General features: G+C 68.3%; 13 protein-coding genes. 6 read left to right on the top strand and 7 right to left on the bottom strand.

The features are described from left to right. The first annotated feature begins 328 nt into the window (after positions 1 to 328). From HUA74_RS06430 to HUA74_RS46585, 3 genes are all read left to right on the top strand, one after another. Entirely contained in the window at positions 329 to 3709 is a 3381-nt protein-coding gene (locus HUA74_RS06430; protein WP_174453831.1) for a peptidoglycan-binding protein, read from the top strand. A gap of 380 nt (positions 3710 to 4089) precedes the next feature. Then, positions 4090 to 8463, top strand: coding sequence for a discoidin domain-containing protein (locus tag HUA74_RS06425; protein WP_174453830.1), 4374 nt, complete (start codon positions 4090 to 4092; stop codon positions 8461 to 8463). A 418-nt stretch (positions 8464 to 8881) separates the two neighbouring features. After that, entirely contained in the window at positions 8882 to 9358 is a 477-nt protein-coding gene (locus HUA74_RS46585; RefSeq protein WP_174453829.1) for a hypothetical protein, read from the top strand. A gap of 31 nt (positions 9359 to 9389) precedes the next feature. Here HUA74_RS46585 and HUA74_RS06415 read toward each other — a convergent pair whose 3' ends face one another. From HUA74_RS06415 to HUA74_RS06395, 5 genes are all read right to left on the bottom strand, one after another. After that, positions 9390 to 10310, bottom strand: coding sequence for a type VI immunity family protein (locus HUA74_RS06415; RefSeq protein ID WP_254624185.1), 921 nt, complete (start codon positions 10308 to 10310; stop codon positions 9390 to 9392). Then, a complete protein-coding gene (locus HUA74_RS06410) occupies positions 10307 to 10957 on the bottom strand; it encodes a hypothetical protein (RefSeq protein WP_371817202.1) in 651 nt (216 codons plus the stop codon). Before HUA74_RS06410 ends, HUA74_RS06415 begins: the two co-directional genes overlap by 4 nt. Before the next feature lie 280 nt (positions 10958 to 11237). Further along, entirely contained in the window at positions 11238 to 11960 is a 723-nt protein-coding gene (locus HUA74_RS06405; RefSeq protein WP_174453827.1) for a YebC/PmpR family DNA-binding transcriptional regulator, read from the bottom strand. A gap of 183 nt (positions 11961 to 12143) precedes the next feature. Beyond that, on the bottom strand, positions 12144 to 12551 hold the full coding sequence (locus tag HUA74_RS06400; protein WP_141640397.1) for a DUF962 domain-containing protein: 408 nt from the start codon (positions 12549 to 12551) through the stop codon (positions 12144 to 12146). A gap of 182 nt (positions 12552 to 12733) precedes the next feature. Beyond that, complete coding sequence (locus HUA74_RS06395) at positions 12734 to 13210, bottom strand: hypothetical protein (RefSeq protein ID WP_141640396.1); 477 nt, start codon at positions 13208 to 13210, stop codon at positions 12734 to 12736. A gap of 261 nt (positions 13211 to 13471) precedes the next feature. Here HUA74_RS06395 and HUA74_RS06390 point away from each other — a divergent pair, with 261 nt between their 5' ends. Next, on the top strand, positions 13472 to 14731 hold the full coding sequence (locus HUA74_RS06390) for a hypothetical protein (RefSeq protein ID WP_174453826.1): 1260 nt from the start codon (positions 13472 to 13474) through the stop codon (positions 14729 to 14731). A 3-nt stretch (positions 14732 to 14734) separates the two neighbouring features. Here the strand turns inward: HUA74_RS06390 and HUA74_RS06385 are convergent, their stop codons facing one another. Both HUA74_RS06385 and HUA74_RS06380 read right to left on the bottom strand, forming a co-directional pair. Further along, complete coding sequence (locus HUA74_RS06385; protein ID WP_141640394.1) at positions 14735 to 15505, bottom strand: bifunctional 2-polyprenyl-6-hydroxyphenol methylase/3-demethylubiquinol 3-O-methyltransferase UbiG; 771 nt, start codon at positions 15503 to 15505, stop codon at positions 14735 to 14737. 55 nt (positions 15506 to 15560) lie between these two features. Continuing rightward, positions 15561 to 16022: a thioesterase family protein gene (locus tag HUA74_RS06380; protein ID WP_174453825.1), complete on the bottom strand. Its 462-nt coding sequence runs from the start codon at positions 16020 to 16022 to the stop codon at positions 15561 to 15563. 98 nt (positions 16023 to 16120) lie between these two features. Between HUA74_RS06380 and HUA74_RS06375 the strand changes: the two genes are divergently transcribed. Together HUA74_RS06375 and HUA74_RS06370 are read left to right on the top strand one after the other, a co-directional pair. Then, positions 16121 to 16807, top strand: coding sequence for a cupin domain-containing protein (locus HUA74_RS06375; protein ID WP_174453824.1), 687 nt, complete (start codon positions 16121 to 16123; stop codon positions 16805 to 16807). Positions 16808 to 16964: 157 nt separating this feature from the next. Continuing rightward, positions 16965 to 18650: a metallophosphoesterase gene (locus HUA74_RS06370; protein WP_254624987.1), complete on the top strand. Its 1686-nt coding sequence runs from the start codon at positions 16965 to 16967 to the stop codon at positions 18648 to 18650. The last annotated feature ends 139 nt before the right edge of the window (positions 18651 to 18789 follow it).

Genomic DNA, 18789 nt, shown 5'->3' with positions numbered 1-18789 from the left:
CCTCCTGGCGATGGCCCCCATTCGTCGGGAGCCCACCGTCGACTGAAGGTCGTGCAATACCAGATAGAGCTGACAGACACTCCGAGAGGTAGCTGAGCCCGTGAGCTGGCGATTCGGGGCGCTGGCGTTTGAGGAAGGGCTCAGGTCTGGGCTTCTCCAACGCGGCCCGGGCCATGTTGGTGCGGGCACGCCCCTCGCCCCGGCTGGACGAGGTGGCGACTGAAACGTTGTCTCTCCCCCGCGAGCGCACCGAAGCGACACACGGCCACGCAATCGAGCCGCCGCTGAGCCGTAGGTGCGTTGGATATCAGAGGGGGAGCAACACACCATGCGTGTCGACGGCTCATCACGTCCGACTCAAACCATCTCATCCGAAGGCGCGACTGAAACAGCCCGGAACGAGACATCGTCTCAGAACCACGTCGTCGAGCAGGAAGACACTTCCGGCACGGAAGGCTTCGACGCGACCTCCCGCTTCGAGGACGGTGACGGCGGCGCAGTCCACCGCGAGCGGCTCCAGCCACCACCGCCTCCGCCTCCTCCCGAAGAAGAAGAGGAAGCCCCCGTCACGCTTCCGCTGAAGGACCTGAAGCGCGGCGACTCCGGCCCCGAGGTGAAGGCGCTGCAAGACGCACTGGTGACGCTGGGCTATCTCACCGAGGAGCAGGTCGCCACGGGGCCAGGCCAGTTCGGCCCGAAGACGGCGGCGGCACTGGAGCGCTTCCAGACAGAACACGACGTGACGGCCACCGGCCAGTACGCGGCGGGGACACGCGAGGCACTCACCCAGGCCCTCACGACCCAGGGCGGCGCACGGCGGCCAGCCATGTCCGCCGAGGCCGCGTTCATCACCCAGTTCACCTCCGAGTACAACCCGACCGGTCCGCGCGGCAGCACCAACTGCGGGCCCGCGAGCCTCGCGATGTCACTGGCATACACGGGCCACATGCCCCCGGGGCTCTCCAAGGAGCAACAGGTGGACTACGCCCGCGCGCTGATGAGCCCACGTCGCGAGAGCGAGTTCGCCCACGTGAAGGCGTCCGACGGCACGCGCGTGCCGCAGTTGGACAGGGACCGCGAGCTGACGGGCGGCACCATGGTGGGTGATGGCATCAAGGCCGCGGGCCTCGGCTCTCGCTACGGCCAGGGCTGGGAGGCGCTGGACCAGCAGCTCGCGGCGGGAAACCCTGTCATCGCGAATGGCCAGACGAACGCGAAGTGGCGCGACCAGTTCCCCGAGCGCATGGGCTCCGGAGACATCGGCCACCTCAACGCCATCCTCGGCAAGACACCCGACGGCAAGTACCTCGTCGCGGACCCACTGCATACCGGTGGCCCCGTGGCGATGACGCGCGAGCAGCTCGGCGTCTTCTTCTCTCCCACTCGGGGACAGCCGTCCTTCACCGCGCTGGAGGGCGCCTCGCGAGCCACGAGTCCAGCCGCCAACGCAGGCGTGAGCGCGGGCAAGAGCGTTGGAGCCTCCATCGCGGGCAGGCTCGACGAGGCCGCCCAGGGACTCCCTGTCCCTGAGCCCGAGCTCACCACTCCGAAGTCGGGCGTGGGCATCGTCAGCGTCTCCGCTGGCACGGACGTGAAGACGCGCGCGGCGCAAGACGCGAAGGCGCTGGAGGGCACGCTCAAGAACAGCCTGGAGCAGGGCGCGCGTCAGTTCGAGCAGTTCATCGCCAGCAACCCGGACCCCGTCTACCAGGAGGCGTTCGTCCGCGCCGCCGAGCCGTCCCTAGCGAAGATGGGCCAGCTCTTCGCCGGCGTGTCTCCGGAGACGAACCGCCAGCTCCACCCCCGTCCGCCGCTGCGCCAGCCCGACCTGGACAATCCGGAGGTGCTCAAGAAGCTCGCGGACCAGGAGAACCGCATCGAGCACCAGACGTTCTACTCCCTGACGCGCGCCACGGAGTTCTTGAAGGACCCCGCCGCGGGAATGGTGGGCAAGGCCTTCACGCGCGATGCGCCTCCGGGTCTGGTGAACATGTCGATGACGAGCGCGGTGCGCACCGCCGTCAACTTCGGGCTCGGCACCCGACTCGCGTTCGACATCGAGCGCTCGCTGAATCGGAGGGAAGTGATTGCGCCGGGCAGCACCGCGCCCACCTACGGCAAGGACCAGGCGGCGCTTCACCGCACGCTGTGGAGTGCCATCGACGGCGTGCGCGGCGACTTCGCCGTGGCCGCGGAGAAGGCGGAACTGCACCAGAAGAAGCTCACCGCGCTGCTCGGCGGCCCCTCCGCCATCCTCACGCCCCAGCAGCAGAAGGACTTCATCTCCACCTACGTCGGGCAGGCCGGCATCCAGAAGGACCTCGCGGAGTTCGAGCGGCTGGGCAAGCTGCTCGCCACCGCCGCGCCGGACGGCGTGCCTCAAGGCTCGGATGACCCGCGTGTCGCCGCGCTCGCTCGCGAGCTGCCCCGCATGGCGGAGACACAGGGCGGCGCCAGCTACCTCGCCGGACAGCTCGCGGCCAAGGCGGAGGACGCACCGCTCTTCCTCGACGTCGTGGGCAAGCTGAAGGACGGCAAGGACTTCGACGAGAAGCTCGCCCTCGCGCTCGTGAAGAGTGCGGGCACCGGCGCCCTGCTCGCGGCCGGCGGCAAGTCCCCGGGCACCGCCCAGAAAATCTTCGACGGGCTCGCGCGCTGCTCGGATGTGTTCGGCATGAAGCCGGACGACATGAAGGCCTACGTCCGCCTGCTGCGGACCATCAAGCCAGGCACCTCCGAAGCGGACGTGCGCAAGACGACGCAGTCCCTGAACGCCCTCCTGACGGAACAGGAGACGGGCCTGCCCTACAGCGCGAACTCTCCTCGGGGACAGGCGCTGCGCGGGCTGGGGTTGCTCGTCGTCGGCACGGCGTTCGCCGGAGACGCCAGCAACTGGAGTCAGGCGGACCTCGCCGCGAAGCTCAAGATTGTCGGCGACGGCCTCAGCTTCACCGCGGACGGCGGAGTGTTCCTCGCTGGCGTGCTCGGCAAGACGGCGACGGCGGCTTCTACCGTCGCGGCGCTCGGCAAGGCGTCCGCCATCGGCGCGGTGCTGGGCGCGGCGGGAGACGCGTTGCAGAGCTTCCAGTACCTGCGCGAGGGCGACGGCTGGAAGGCCAGCGCGTCCGGAGCCCAGGCCCTGGGCGGCGCGTTGATGGCGGGAGCGGCGCTCTTCAGCTGGGCACCGGGCTTCCAGGTGCTCGGCGCGGCCCTGTTCCTCGGAGGACTCGGCGCCAAGTACCTGGACCCGGAGAAGGAGCGCACCCGCGAGGAGCAGGTGAAGCTGCTCACCGCCAGCGGCATGGACGCCACGCTCGCGCGCAACCTCGTCACGCTGGGGCCGGAGCTGCTCGACCAACGGCTGTGCCAGGACCTGGCCATGTCGCCGGAGCAGGTGCAGAAGCTCATCGCGGACCACCCGTCGCTGGGGCAGAGCGCCACCCACCTGGACAGCCTCGTGCAGGCCGCCGACGCCATGAGGATAGACGGCGCGCGCTTCCAGGAGTTCCTCGAGCGGCTCGCGAAGGCCCACGGCGTCGACGTGGGCACACTCGCCCGCGAGGTGCACACGCGCTTCTTCGGACACCCACCCTCCAGTGGCGCGGGCGGCGGCGAGGTGTACCTCTCCCAGGCCCATGAGTTCCGCGCCTGGGTGGAGTCACGCACGCCCGAAGTCGCCGCGTGGGCGAAGCAGAACGAGACGCGCTGAACCCGCATCGGTCGAAGTGGGCGCGCGACAACACTCGCCGCGCGCCCGCACCCGACGCCCTTGTCGACAACGCAACGCGGCACCCGCGTAACCTGATGAAACTTCAACGCGGAGCACCGCCATGCCTTTCGCGACTTGCCGCGTTAGCGGGTCCTGGTTTGACTTTCTTTGTCGTCCGAAGAAATAGAATCGTGGGTTGAAAGGAAAGGACCGCTCGGACGCAGAACCGTCTCGGTATGCGCTGGCTCACCCCATCCCCTACTTTCTCCAGCGGCCCGCTTTTCGTCCCCATGCGATTACCAACCCCTTTTGTGCAGGCCACGCACCGTGTCAGGAGTCTGCTGACGCGGGTGTGTGCGACAGCGGTAGCAGTGGGTGTGATGGCGTTCGGCGCGGACGCGAGCGCCCAGGCCGGAAACCTCGCGCTCAACCGACCGACGGTGACGTCGTCCGCGGAGCCGGGACTCACGGGCAACTACGCGGTGGATGGAGATGGAGGCACGCGGTGGGGTAGCACCTTCACCGCGAACGAGTGGATCTACGTCGACCTGGGAGCGAGCACCACCATCAGCCGCGTGGTGCTGACGTGGGAGACGGCGTACGCCATCGGCTACAAGGTGCAGACGTCCCCGGACGCGGCGAACTGGACGGACCTCCGCACCATCACCGACGGCGACGGCGGGACGGATGACCTGACGGTGTCAGGCACGGGCCGCTACGTGCGCATCCTCGGCACGGTGCGCGGCGCGGTGGACTACGGCTATTCGCTGTGGGAGTTCGCCGTCTACAGCGGCACGGCCACCACGGGCGACCTGGCGAAGAACCGTCCCGCCACGGCATCGACGGTGGAGGGCAACGCGGCCCACCTCACGCCGGGCTATGCGGTGGACGGCAACACGACGACGCGCTGGTCCTCGGACCCGCTGGACGGCCAGTGGATTCGCGTGGACCTGGGCTCGGCGAGGACGCTCGGCAAGGTGGTGCTGAACTGGGAGGGCGCCTATCCGTCGACGTATGCGATTGAAGGCTCGACGAATGACAGCACCTGGTCACCGCTCGCGACGAACATCACCGACGGCGCGCCGGGCCGCCGCGAAGTCACCGTGTCCGGCTCCGCCCGCTACGTACGCGTGCGCGGCATCACCCGAGGCACCGGCTACGGCATCTCCCTCTGGGACTTCGAGGTCTACGCGCCCGGTGACGGACCGCAGGAGCCGCCGCCGCAGACGACGAACCAGACCATCAAGCTGATGTTCCCGGAGCTGGCGTACGCGAAAATCAATGTCTCGCCCGCGCCCATCAGCGTCACGCCCACGCCGGAGGAAGGCAACACCACGCCGTCGGTACGCAACCCGCCGGGGCCCTTCACCTACGAGCTGACCTTCGCTCCCAACACGACGATTACGCTCTCCAAGAATCAGTTCTCGCCCACCGCGCCCAACACGGACATCCGGCTGGCGGTGACGACGTCCACCGGCACGGTGCTGCGCGGGCAGAGCGTCACCTCGCTCGCGGTGCAGGGCGCGGAGTGGAAGGTCGAAATCTTCACCACGGGCGGGCCTCCGGACGGAAGAGACCGCACCATCATCCCGGACCCGTACCAGGCGCCCGCGCCTCCCGCCATCGCGGGTGCGTTCGCCGTCGTCGCTCCGGCCAACAACGCCATGGTGACGAACACGCGCCGTCCCACGTTCCAGTGGGCCGCCGTCGCGGGCGCGGCCAACTACAAGCTGTATCTGAACATCAGCCGCGTCGACTACGACTGGATGGCCGCCGGCAGCCTGCTGGACCGCTACACGCTGATGACCACCACGACGGGCACGTCATTCACCCTGACGCAGGACCTGCCGGACCGCTGGACATACAAGTGGTACGTCGTGGCCACGCAGGCCAGCGGCGCCACCAGTCGCTCGGACCTGCGCCAGTTCAGCGTGTACCTGCCGGTCGTCGAAACGGCGGCGGACGGCGTCGCGCTCATCAACGGCATGCGCGACTTGAACAAGAACGGCGTCATCGACCCGTACGAGGACTGGCACAACCCCATCGCCACCCGCGTCAACGACTTGATGGCGCGAATGACGACGCGCGAGAAGGCGCTGCAGATGTTCTACGAGGCCAAGACCTTTCCGGAGGCGGGCTTCACCATGGGCCCCCTGAGCCCGGAGGACATCGTCAGCTTCCAGCGCGCCTCCGCGGGCACGCGGCTGGGAATCCCGAACGTCGACGCGGGTGACTCCATCCACGGCTACAAGACGAGCTGGCCCACGCAGCCGGCGCTGGCCGCCTCTCGTGACCTGGACACCGTCTACGAGCTGGGTGACATGCAACGCCGCGAGCAACTCGCGGTGGGCAGCCGAGGCACCCTGTCGCCGCTGGCGGAGGTGGGCACCAAGGTCCTCTATCCGCGCATCCAGGAGGGCAATGGTGAGGACGCGGACCTGTCGGCGGGCCTCACCCGCGCGCTCATCGCGGGCCTGCAGGGCGGTCCCGAGGTGAACCCGCACTCCATCTGGGTCACCACCAAGCACTGGCCCGGCCAGGGCGCGGGCGGCGAGGCCGGAATCACCTATGACGGCACCACCATCCACTACCACATGCGTCCGTGGCACGCGGCGCTGGAGGCGGGCACCAGCGGCATCATGCCCGGCTACGCGGGCAGCTGGCTGTTGGGCCCGGAGGGCTACGGCGCCGGTGACAGCGTGGGCATCCTCAACTACCTGCGTGTGAATCTCGGGTACCAGGGCGTCATCTGCTCGGACTGGCTGCCGTCGGGTGCGTGGACGCGCTCGGCGACGGCGGGCTCGGACGTCATGGGCGGGGCGAATCCCGCGCAGATGGGCGACTTCGAGACGGCGGTGCCAATCGCGCGCATCAACGACTCCGTGCGCCGGATTCTGGACCTGAAGTTCCGCCTGGGCATCTTCGAGGACCCGTACCGCAGGGGCCTCGCGGGCACCTCCGAGTGGCACACGGCGGACCACAAGGCGCTGGTGCGGCGCGCGGCGCAGAACGCGATGACGCTCTTGAAGAACGACGGTGCGCTGCCGCTGCGGCTGGGCGCGGGCTCGAGCATCGTCGTGGCGGGGCCTTGCGCGGATGCGGGCCCCTGCATGGTGACGTGGCGCTCGGACTTCCACGGCACGGAGTTCGGGGACCTGACCATCTACCAGGCCATCAAGCAGCGCGCCGAGGCGGCCGGCATCACCGTCTACAAGGACAACGCTCCGGCGGGAGTCACGCCCAACGCGGCCATCGTCGTGGTGGGCGAGAGCTACTTCACCCACGGCACCGAGTGGGACAAGGAGAAGCCCTACCTGCCCGGAGACCCGATTGGCCCGGCGCATGATGCCAAGTGGGGCAACCAGTACGGCCTCATCACCGGCTTCCGCGCGCGCAACATTCCCACGACGACGGTGCTCATCCTGCCGCGTCCGTATGTGCTGACGAACGTCGTCCCGCAGACCAATGCGCTCCTGGTGGCGTACCGGCCTGGAGACTCGGGAGGCCCGGCCGTGGCGGACATCCTCTTCGGCGACGTGTTCCCGCGCGGCAAATTGCCGTGGCAGTTGCCCAGGGGCATGGACCAGGTCGGCACCGACGTGGAGAACAACCAACTGGAGCAGTGGGACATCCCGTTCGACTTGGGCGCCACCGCCGCCGAGCGGGCGGCCATCAAGTCTCGGATTGCCCAGGGCCTGCCCATCCTGCCCATCTATGGCAACCCGCTGTTCCAGTACGGCGCGGGCATCCAGGGCTTCGGGCTGACGGATGCGACGCCGCCCACGGCGTTCACGTTGCAGACGCCGGCACCGGGCTCCACCATCACCACGCGGCCGAACTTCACGTGGACGGCGAGCAGCGACCCGCAGACGGGCATCCACCGCTACGAGGTGTTCCTGGACGGCAGCCCCTTCCCTGTCGCGACGACGCGCACGAACTCCGCGCCCGTCATCAACGCCGCGCTGGGCAACGGCGCGCACACGTGGTTCGTGAGGGCCTACAACTGGGCGGGCGGTGTCACGCAGTCCGCCACGGCGACCTTCACGTTGAACGACACGGCGCCTCCGGCGGCCTTCGCGGCGCTGGTGCCCGCGGCGGGCGCGGCGGTGCCGGGTGCGTCGACGACGTTCATCTGGGAGCAGACGACGGACGTGGGCGCGGGCGTGTCCAGGTACGTGCTCGTGGTGGACGGCACGGACCGCGCGCCGGACGTGACGCCGAAGGCCTACGTGGGCACGTCGACGAACCTGGCGCTGGCGAAGAACGTCTCCGCGACGTCGTCGGAGTTCGGCAGCCCCAACGACGCGGTGGACGGCAACGTCACCGCCACGCGCTGGTCCAGCCGCACCGACGTGGCCAGCCCTGACACGGAGTCCATCACCGTGGATCTGGGCGCCGTGTACTCCATCAAGCGGGTGAACCTGTTCTGGGAGGCGGCGTACGGCAAGCAGTACGCCATCGAGGCCTCCGTGGACGGCACGACGTGGAGGGCCGTGTACACCGAGGCCAACGGCAATGGCGCGCAGGATGACCTGCTCAACCTGAGCGGCGTGGGCCGTTACGTGCGCATGCGAGGCATCCAGCGCGCCACGGGCTATGGGTACTCGCTGTGGGAGTTCGAGGTGTACGGCGTGGGGACCGAGCAGACGACGCTGACGGGCCTCGCGGCGGGCAGCCACACGTGGCGGGTGCGGGCGGTCGACGGAGCGAACAACACCACGCTCTCCAGCGGCCCCATCACCTTCACCAAGTAGTCGGCCCGCACCGGGACGAGGGGAAGACGGCGGCTGACCTCCCGGCCGTCTTCCCTTCGCGTGTCGGGGCAAGCCCTGGTGCCAATACTCACAACGAAGCAGCACGGGCTCGCTCATGGCGAGCGCCCGGTTCTCCGAGCCGCGCTTCTTCCGGATGCATGTGACACGGCAGCACCCGGTCAACTGTCGTACAACCGACGCCACTCTGTCCCCATCGCGTCGCGTGACAACCTGTCACGACACCCTGTCACCCGTGAATCCGCGACGCGTGACAGGAGGGGTCTTCGCCAGGCCCGCAAGACAACGCGGGCCCGCCCCGGCGCGACGCGGCCCCGAGTGAAGACAGACACGCGCACGTCCCTGGCATCGAGCTTGCTCTTGTCTCCTTCACCCTTCACGGGGGAGGAGGCAGGACACGATGAAGCACAAGACTTTCCGGCGGTACGCGTGGTTCCTCTCTGGCGCGCTCATCCTCGCGGGAGCACTGGTCGCAGCACGCACGTTCCATCTCTTCACCAAGCCCCCGCTCGACGATTCCGACTCGAGCGTGGACATCCGAAGCGTGGGCGAGAACGCCTACGAAATCACCAGCAAGGACCCGCTCGTCGACACGTTGCAGCCCCGGCACTCGGAGATGGCGATGCAGGCCCGCATCGTCCCCGCCTTCAAGGATGGCAAGGCGCAGGGCTTCAAGCTCTTCTCCATTCGCGAGGGCTCGCTCTACGACAAGCTTGGCTTCCAGAACGGCGACGTCATCCAGCGCGTCAATGGAATCTCACTCGACACGCCAGAGAAGGCGCTGGAGACGTACGCGCTCTTGAAGACCGCCCGCCGGCTGGAGGTGGACCTGCACCGCGACGGAGCCCCGCTGCACAAGGTCTACGACGTGAAGTGAGCGGCCACGCCAAGGCCCGACGATGAGCGAGTCAGGGGCACAGTCTGCGAAGCCAGCGGTGCCACATCGCCGTATCGAACGGGGGCCAACTGGATTTCTCTTCGCCGAGGAAGGGTTCGAGAACACGCGCCAGCTCCCGGTACTGGACCGGGACGGACTGAGTCTCCGTATCGATGGCATCAGGCCACTCGCCCAAGGTCAGCAGCACGCGTTCGGACGCCATCCTCTGGAAGGACAGCTCTGGCATTCCGAGCCGCTGCTGGAGGGACTCAAGCCCTCCGAGCTGCGCGAGCAACGGCTCGCCCAGAAACGTCAGCCAGTAGGCGCCACGAGCCTTGGTGCCAATGTGCCTGCTCGTCTCTCCCATGTGATGGATGTCCAGCCCGAGATAGCGACTCAGGGTGTCCAGGAGCTGCCTCCGCACGGAGAACCAGGCTCCCGGGCGGCAGTTGAGCGCGAGGCTGGCATAGCCAAAGCTGAATGGCAGCTCACGCGCGATGTCGAGGGCCAGGGCACGGAAGTGACCTGGGCCATGTGACAGGAGGTACTCGGTGGGGAACGAGAAACAGATGCCGCTCGTGGCGCCGTCATCCTGGTCGAAGAGCGGCGCATCGAGCTTCCGGCCGTCGTACTCGAAGTGGTAGCCCCCTGCACCGCTTTCGAACTCGGACAGTTCGACGAGCCATTCGATTCCCCAGGCACGCTCGACCATCTGCTCGCGGATGTGCTTCCAGCCCGCCTCATCCAGCGGCAGGGTGTCCCCATCATCCGCGCCATACCAACCCAAGGCCTGGGGAGGAATCGCTCGCCGATAGTGCTCCAGCGCGCGCCACACCCCGGCGGCCACGTCCCGATGAGAATGGCGCATGAAGAAGCAGAGGACGAGCCCCTCGCGAACCACCAGGTCCCCGCTCGCATTCGTCACACGGATGACCGGAAGCGCTTCCCTCATCGAGTCATACCCCATCGAGGCGAGACCATGACCGCCTCTCCCTGCAGAGCTTCCTGGTAGATGCGTCCCTGGTTGGAGCCGGCATAGGCGCTCTTCTCCCCATAGCGTGTCCATCGGGGTTCATTCGTGTCGGGACAAGGGAACTTGAAGTCCAACGTGAGCGCGGACCGCAGCAGGTTCGAGTCGGAATGCAGGACGAGGTCCGGCTTGATGGTGCGCCACAGCTCGCGAGTACACCCTTGTGAGACAAGCCGAGCCTCCTCCTCCTTGCTGACGGTCTCCAGCAGCCGGGCATGGGGATAGAAGCGATATCTCTGCTCGATGCTGAATGGCGCGGGCCAGCGCTGCTCCAGCACCTGCTTCGCACATCGAAGCGCCAGCGCATGCTTGCGTTGCCCCAGGAGCATGGCCCGGGTGATGCGTTCGCCGCAGCCATCCACTTCCACTTCCTCACCACACTCCTGCCTTGTCGGAGCCCGATGACCAAAGAACTCCAGGTTCACCAGGCGCTCGGCCTGATGAGCACATTCGACAAGTTGCTCCTCGAGTTCGTCCACTGCGTTGTCATTTCCTAGCAGCGTCACCAGGAACGGGACCAGCCCAGCAAGGATGGAGGATGATGCGTGCGTGGCCGTGGGAGCGAGCACGCGCGCTCCCTGTCTCGCCACCGCGGAAGCATGGCGAATGCGCGCGGCGGTCTCCGTATCGAACCGCAAGTCCTTGGACGCCGCCTGGTGTGCACTCCCAGCACAAGCCAGGAGCGAGGCTGTGGCCAGGAGCAGGAGCGCCCGTTTCCAATGTGGGTTCCGAGGAACAAGCACGGGCGCCTCCAGAAGTTGGGACGAACTGCTGGAGCAGGCCCAACACAGGCCCGGAGACGGGGACGCTCGTGACGAGCGCCCACTCCCTCCCGGGCCCACGGACCACTCAACCCAGGTTGTGGAAGACGCGCTGCACGTCGTCGTCCTGCTCCAGCGAGTCCACCAACTCGAGGACCTCGTTGGCCTTGTCCTCGGGCAGCTCGATGAGGTTCTCCGCGATGTACTCGGAGTCCGCCGAGATGGGCGTCAGGCCCTTGGCTTCAATCGCCGTCTGCAGCTTGCCGAAGTCGGAGAAGTCGCACCGGATGATGAGCTGCTTCTCGCCCTTCTCACCCGTGCCCTCGCCCAACTCCTGGAGGCCGTGGTCGATGAGCTCCAGCTCCAGTTCGTCCTGGTTGAGCCCCTCCGGGTTGAGGCGGAAGACGCCCATCCGCTTGAACATGAACGCGACGCTGCCCGCGTTGCCCATGTTCCCGGAGTACTTGTTGAAGCGCATGCGCACGTTGGCCACGGTGCGCACGACGTTGTCCGTGGCGGTCTCCACCAGCAGCGCGATGCCGTGGGGCGCGTAGCCCTCGTAGAGGACGATTTCGTACTGCGTCGCCGTCTGGCCGCTGGCGCGCTTGATGGCGGCCTCGACCTTGTCCTTCGGCATGTTGGCCGCACGGGCATTCTGGAGGACCCGGCGCAGCGTGGAGTTCGTGTCCGGATTGGGCCCACCGGACTTCACCGAGATGGCGATGTCCTTGCTGATCCGCGTGAACACCTTCGCCATCTTGTTCCAGCGGGCCATCATCGTGGCCTTGCGCGTCTCGAAAATGCGTCCCATGGGTCGATGCGACTCTTTGGTAGGGGGGCGTTGAAGCGGTGCGGCCAATCTAGCGCAACTCGGGTGGGGCGCCCGCGCTTCGTGTGCGGGGCGGCGGCCTACCCGGCGCTCGGTCCACGAAACGGGCGGGCGGCGACCTCCAGGCCACCGCGCCAGTCCCATCCCAAGGGCCCTGCGAATGACTCAGCGCGCCTGCTGCGCGGGAGCCTGGGGCTGCGCCTGCTGCGCGGGCGTGAGGCTGTTGGCCCCCGTCCCCTGCTCGCCGTTGGCGAAGGCCCGCTCCATGTGGGCGTCGAGCTGCCCCACCGCCATCAGCCCCGCCATCCGGAAGTCGGAGATGAAGGACCAGAGCGGGTACTTGAAGCTCGCGGGCTTGTTGCGCTCGATGAAGAAGTGGCTGAACCACGCGAAGCCGTAGGCGGCGACCAGGGCGGCCGGCACCAGGGCCCCGCGTCCGGTGACGATGGCCGCCACGCCCGTGGCCAGTCCCAGACTGGTGCCCACGAAGTGGAACCGTCGAGTCACGGGCAGTGAGTGCTCGCGCAAGTAGAACGGCCAGAACTCGCCATAGGTCTGGAGGGGCTTGGGCATGGAGTGAAGTTGTGTCCAGGCAGGGGCATCCCGTCAACCCGCTCCAGGTCGGAGCGTGAAATCAGGGCCCTCGACGGCCCCCGAGGGCATGGCCAGCGAGCGGGCAAGCGGCCCCCTGGTGCGCATTTCCCGACAGGTGGGCCCCCTCCCCCGCCGGGGACGACCGGACTCCGAGCCCGGGGCTACTTCTTCACCTTCTTCGCGGCGGCGCGGAAGCACGCCTCGAACTTCTGGGTCTTGCTCTGGACCAGGCCCAGGTGCTTCATCATCGCCATCGTGGCGGAGCTGCTCCTGTCGCGGATCTCCGTATCCATGCACGTCATCGCCGCGTCCCAGCGCGAGCACATGCCCGTGTCGCTGAAGAGGTTCTGGCCCTGGATGCACTTGTCGAGGAGCGGCAGGAACCCCTTCACCGTCGACTGGGCACACGGCATCAGGTGCTTGTCGAAGCAGGCCGACGCCTCCTTGAGGAAGCGCTCCGGGAGCGGCTTCTCACCGACGACGGCGCACACCTTCGCCCGGTCCTCTTGAATCGTCTTGAAGAGCGCCAGCGTGGTGGACATGGTGGCCCCCGCCACCTCGGGACATTGCTGGGCCCGTGCCCGCAACGGACAGATGGCGATGACGGCGACGAACAGCACTCCCGCGAATCTCGACATGTCGTGCTCCTGGTGCCCCGCCCACCAGAGGGTGCCGCCGTGGACGTCCGGGCGTTCTCCTGAAGTTCTAGCGCCAGGGACAGCACTAGAAAAAGCAGGAAAACCAGTACCTCTCGTATGAGGGCTCGCGGCCTCTTGGGACGGCTTCTCGCCCCCTCGTCGCCCCTGGCGCATGCCGTCGCTCCACAGTTTTCCGCTCGTCATGCATCGCGAGACGGGCCCTCTCCACCTCGTACACGGGTCGTGGGAGACTCGGAGCTGATGACGGATTGGATTCCCAAGCCGAACCCCCAGGTGGACCTGCGCTCCCTGGTGCTCAGCGCGGAAGAAGGCTTCGTGCTCTCGCGGCTGGATGGAGCGACCGCCGCGCGGAATCTGCCCGCCCTCACCGGTCTGCCGCCCGAACGACTCCAGGGCATCCTCACTCGACTGGTGTCGCAAGGCGCGCTGCTCCCCGCCGCGCAGCAAGCAGCGCCCGCCGCCGCGAGGAGTCCCACCGCGAGCCCCACGTCGCCCCTCCCCGGCACCGCGAGGCCCCTGGCCACGATGCCCCCAGGTGGAGCCTCTGCGGGAGGCCCTGTTGTCACGGCCTTCTCCGGCGGCTCGGCGCCCGTACCACGCACCGCCTCGCCCTCCACGGTGAGCCCGGGCTACGAGCCGCTCGCCGCACCCGCCACGGAAGCCTCGTCGCCGGACGACGAGGAGCTGCCGATGCTCGACCTGCTGCCCCAGGAGGCGGAGGAGCCCGACTCCTCGGAGTCCGGAGCCCCTGACGGCGAGGCTCCGGAAGAGGACACGGAGGACGTGCCTGAAGTCGCGCTGGGCAACTTCCGCCAGCTCTTCGAGACGCGGTTGCATCCGCAAACGGAGGATCAACGCGTGGCGCTGGCTCGCGCGTGTGAGGACCCGGAGCTGTCCGCGCTGTGCTTCGACCCGCTGCCTTCCGTCGTCAAGGCGGTGCTGGAGAACTCTCGTGTTGGGCTCGCGCATGCGCGGCTCATCGCGCGCAACCACCGCAACCCCGTGGGACTGGAGGCGCTCTGTGGCCGCGCGGCCTTCACGGCGGACACGGGCGTGCGCCGGTGGCTGGTGCGCAATCCGCAGCTGCCCTCGGGACTCTTCCGGCGCCTGTGGAGCTCGCGGCGACTGATGGAGCTGTACAAGGTGACCATCGACCGCGACGTACCAGAGGGAACGCGGCGCTCTTCACGCGAGGTCCTCCGTCAACGCTTCACCACCGGCCCCGCCGAGGAGAAGGTGGAGCTCATCCTCAACACGGAAGGCCGAGCACTCGCGTCGCTCATCGGCATGTCCGTGGACGGCAAGACGGCGTCGCTCTTGTGCGGGCGCACGTATCGCTCACCGATGCTCATCCAGAACATCGCCCGCTGGAGCGCGGCGCCACCGCCCCTCATCGCGCACCTGTTGAAACAGGAGGCGGTGCGCCGCCAGCCTCAGTTGCGCATGTTGCTCACGCGCCACCCCAATGCTCCGGCGGACGTGAAGCGCGGCGGAGGCTGAACCTCACGGCCTGCGCGCGGTGAGGATGGGCTGGTGGAAGCCGGTCTCCTCGGGCGAGTACCAGCGTGTATCCATCAACCCCGCCCGGGTCAGCGCGCGCTCCACCTCCACGCGCTGGAGGGCCCGGTAGACGCCGGTGTGCTCCGTCGCCTGCCAGCCCGCGCCCTCGGGACGGAGGATGAACTGGTGCACCTTGTACGTGCGGCCGTCGGCGGCCCAGTCCCAGACCTGAAACAGAATCCGGCGCCCCTCGGGGGCATCCAGCACGCGCTCCGAGGTGAAGCGCGGCTGCTGCGCCATCAACAAGTCGTAGTCGCGCACGCTCAGCGCCAGCATGCCGCCCGGCTTCAGCTTGGAGGCCATCGCGTGCGCCGCGGCATCCAGGTCCTCGTCGGTGAGCAGGTGCGGCACGGCGTTGTCGAAGGCGAGCACCAGGTGGAAGGTGCCTGACACCTGCGTGTCCAGATGCCGCATGTCCGCGACGCCCGTGGTCAGCGTGATGCCCATGGCGCGCGCTTCGCGCTCGGCGCGAGCCACGGCTGCGGGGCTCAAGTCCGTGGCATGGACGACGTAGCCTCGGCCCGCGAGCCCCAGGGCCTGGGTGCCGATGCCGCACGCGCAGTCCAGCACGCGCCGAGGGGGAGGCTCGCCACAGCGGCGCAGCAGCGCATCCAGCGCGGCGCCCTGCCGCTCCACCGACTGCGCCCAGTTGACGAAGAGCAGGTGGTACTCCTCCGCCAGCCCCTCGTAGAACCCGAGCACGGAGTCACTCATGCGCACGGGCTCCGTGAGCACAAGTCCCGTCTTGGAGTGAGTCGCTCCGGAGGTCTCATGTCCCGAACGACCGTCCCTCCACGGCCTCGATGGCGGCGCGCAGGTGCGCGGGCACGGGCACGGTGTCGTTGGTGACGTAGTTCAGGGTGACGATGACGGCGGTGCCCTTCGTGTAGAGCACACCGTCCTCCTCGCCGAACACGGCGTGCTCCAGCGTGACGGACGTCGTGCCGATGCGGGAGACGCGAGCGCAGGCCACGAGGCGCGCCGGGAAGACGACGGGGCGCACGTATTCTGCCTGGGTGGCCTTGAGGATGGGGCCCACGCCGCCCGGGGCCCGGGTCTCTCCCGTGCCCGACGGGCCCGTCATTCCGATGCGCACGAGGTAGGAGATGCGGGCGGACTCGAACCACGTGAAGGTCCGAGCATTGTTGGCGTGGCCGAACGCGTCCATCTCACTCCAGTGCAGGGTGAAGGGGACGGCAACGGGGAAGTCCTGGGAGGTGAGGTCCGCCATGTCGGGCAGGGTGCCCCAGTCGAGGCCATGAGGGAACGAAGAACACCGCCTGCCTGCTCTCCAGTCAGGGGCCGTGGCCGTGATAATCCAGCGACACGATGAGTCCACGACTCCAGATCTCCGCGCTGGCCCTCATGGGGCTCGGTATCGCCACTCCAACCTGGGCCGGCGAGCCCGCGCCCCAGACATCGCCCGGTGTGAGTTCGCCCCGTCCGACTGTCGACACATCGCGAGCCACCGCCGCGCCGGGCGCGAAGCCCACGCCGCCCGCCGACACGCGAAGCGCTCACGCCTCGAGCCCCACCGCCGCGCCAGGCGCGAAGCCCACGCCACCCGCCGACACGCGAAGCGCTCACGCCTCGAGCCCCACCGCCGCGCCGGGCGCGAAGCCCGTGCGACACCGCGTCACCACCGCCGAGGCCCCGCGTCACATCATCGCGGGAGGCAAGGGCCGCGCGACGCTGTTCCTCAACGAGGGCACGGGCGCCACCGCCGCCTCGCTGACGCTGCTGGAGCTCCAGCCCGGAGGCGAGGTCCCCGAACACACGCACGACACGAGCGTCGAGATTCTCTACATCGAGGAAGGCGCCGCGGACATGACGGTGTCGGGGCAGACGATGCGCGTGAGCAAGGGCGACGCGGTCTACATCCCCGTGGGAGCGAAGCACTCGGCACGCGTCGTCTCTCCGGGCGCGCCCTTCAAGGCCGTGCAGGTCTACGCCGGCCCCGGCCCCGAGCAGCGCTTCACCCAGGGCCCGAGGGAGAACATCCCCCATGGCAAGTGAGCGGGACGGGGCGGCGGCGCGCAAGGACGGCGAGGCACCCGCGACACAGTCCGCGAAGGTGACGACGGGTGAGCGTCCTCACCTGGTGGAGTCGAGAAACGAAGCCGCGCTCATCTCCGACAGCGGCACGGCGACGAAGCCTCGGCGGCACGCGGGCATGGTGCGCTGGCTGCACCCGGCCCAGCTGTTGCGCACGGGCCTGGATGCGCTCGTGGCGGCCGTGTTCGGCGCGCGCGCGGACCATCGCCTCATCGAAGCGGTGGTGCGTCCGCAGGAGCCCTACTTCGACTACTCGCAGGAGACGCTGCCCGACGGCGACTTCTGGCTCGACTACGTCGCGGACACGGGAGACGGCTGGGACTCCACGTACACGGTGGCGCGACTGCTGGCCCTGCCGGAGCTGAAGCTGACCGTGCGAGGACAACCCAGGGCGGGTGAATACGACACGAAGCGTGGACGCGTGCTCGTCTCTGGCGGCGACGGCGTCTACCCCGGCGCCAGCCGTGAGACCTACGAGGAGCGGCTGATACAACCGTACGAAGCGGCCATGCGTCGCTCTGTCGCGCCCAATCCGGACCTGTTCGTCATCCCGGGCAACCACGACTGGTATGACGGCCTGTCTTCCTTCATGCGGCTGTTCTGCGCGAACCGGTGGATTGCCGGACGGCGCACGCGGCAGAGCCGCAGCTACTTCGCGCTGAAGCTGCCGCATCGCTGGTGGCTCATCGGCACGGACGTGCAGCTCAACAGCGACATCGACGTGCCGCAGGTGGAGTACTTCCGGCAGGTGGCGGAGAGCATGGGCCCGGAGGACCGCGTCATCCTCTGCAACGCGGAGCCGGCGTGGATTCTCGCGGCCACGCAGCGACGCAAGGGCAGCTACCTGGAGAACAACCTGGAGTACCTCCAGGAGAAGGTGCTCGGCCGGCGCATCAGCGTCTTCCTCGCCGGAGACCTGCACCACTACCGGCGCCACGAGGATGCCGCGGGCCGGCAGAAAATCACGGCGGGCGGAGGCGGCGCGTTCCTGCACCCCACGCACGCGCCCAAGGCGCACGTGCTGCGCGACGGGTACAAGCTGGAGAAGAGCTTCCCGGACGAGCGCACCTCGCGGAAGCTCGCGCGAAAGAACCTGTTCCTCATCCGCTACAGCCCGCTGTTCGGCTTGATGACCGGGGCGCTGTATCTGCTGCTCGCGCTGGCCGCGTACGCGGAGGTGGGCTCGCTGGGCGTCGCTCAGCTCGGCGACGTCGTGATGGCGGTGGCCAACAGCATGGTGAGCCGTCCCTGGACGATGGTGCTGGGGCTGGGCACCATCGGCGGGCTCATCGGCCTCGCGGATTCAGCATTCGGGAAGTGGCGGTGGTTGGCGGGCACGCTGCACGGACTGGGGCACATCCTCGCGGCCTTCTTCGTGGCCTGGGGTGGGACGTACATCGCGGTGAGCGGGCTGGGCATCTGTCCGGAGCTGACGCCCGACGGACTCAACTGCACGGCGGGCTGGGCACACCTGGCGGGCAAGTTCCTGATGTCCTCGGGGCTGACGTTCCTGGGCGGCTTCCTGGTCGGCCCCTTCGTCATGGGGCTCTACCTGTGGCTGAGCGTCAACGTCTTCGGGGCGCACTCGAACGAGGCGTTCATCTCGCTGGCGCTGCCGGACTGGAAGAACTTCCTGCGCCTGCACATCAACGAAGCGGGGCACCTCCTGGTGTACCCGGTGGGAATCGAGCGGGTGCCTCGCAAGTGGAAGCAGGTCCACGCCGGTCCCCATGCGCCCGCGTACGAGCCGGATGACGCGAAGGCCACGCCGCCCGCGCTCATCGAACCCCCCCTGCGCGTCTAGGCCGTTTTCCCTGGAGGCGGACGTGCCACCTCCGAACGCGGCCGTCCCACAAGCGCACAGTGGACGAGGCTCCCCTGACGACGCACGTCGTCACTTCGCGCCCTTGAGTCGGAGCGTCGGGTTGGCACGCGAATGGCTT

The sequence above is a fragment of the Myxococcus sp. CA051A genome (assembly GCF_013336705.1).
Lineage (GTDB): Bacteria > Myxococcota > Myxococcia > Myxococcales > Myxococcaceae > Myxococcus > Myxococcus llanfairpwllgwyngyllgogerychwyrndrobwllllantysiliogogogochensis.
This window is presented reverse-complemented; position numbering and strand designations above follow the sequence as displayed.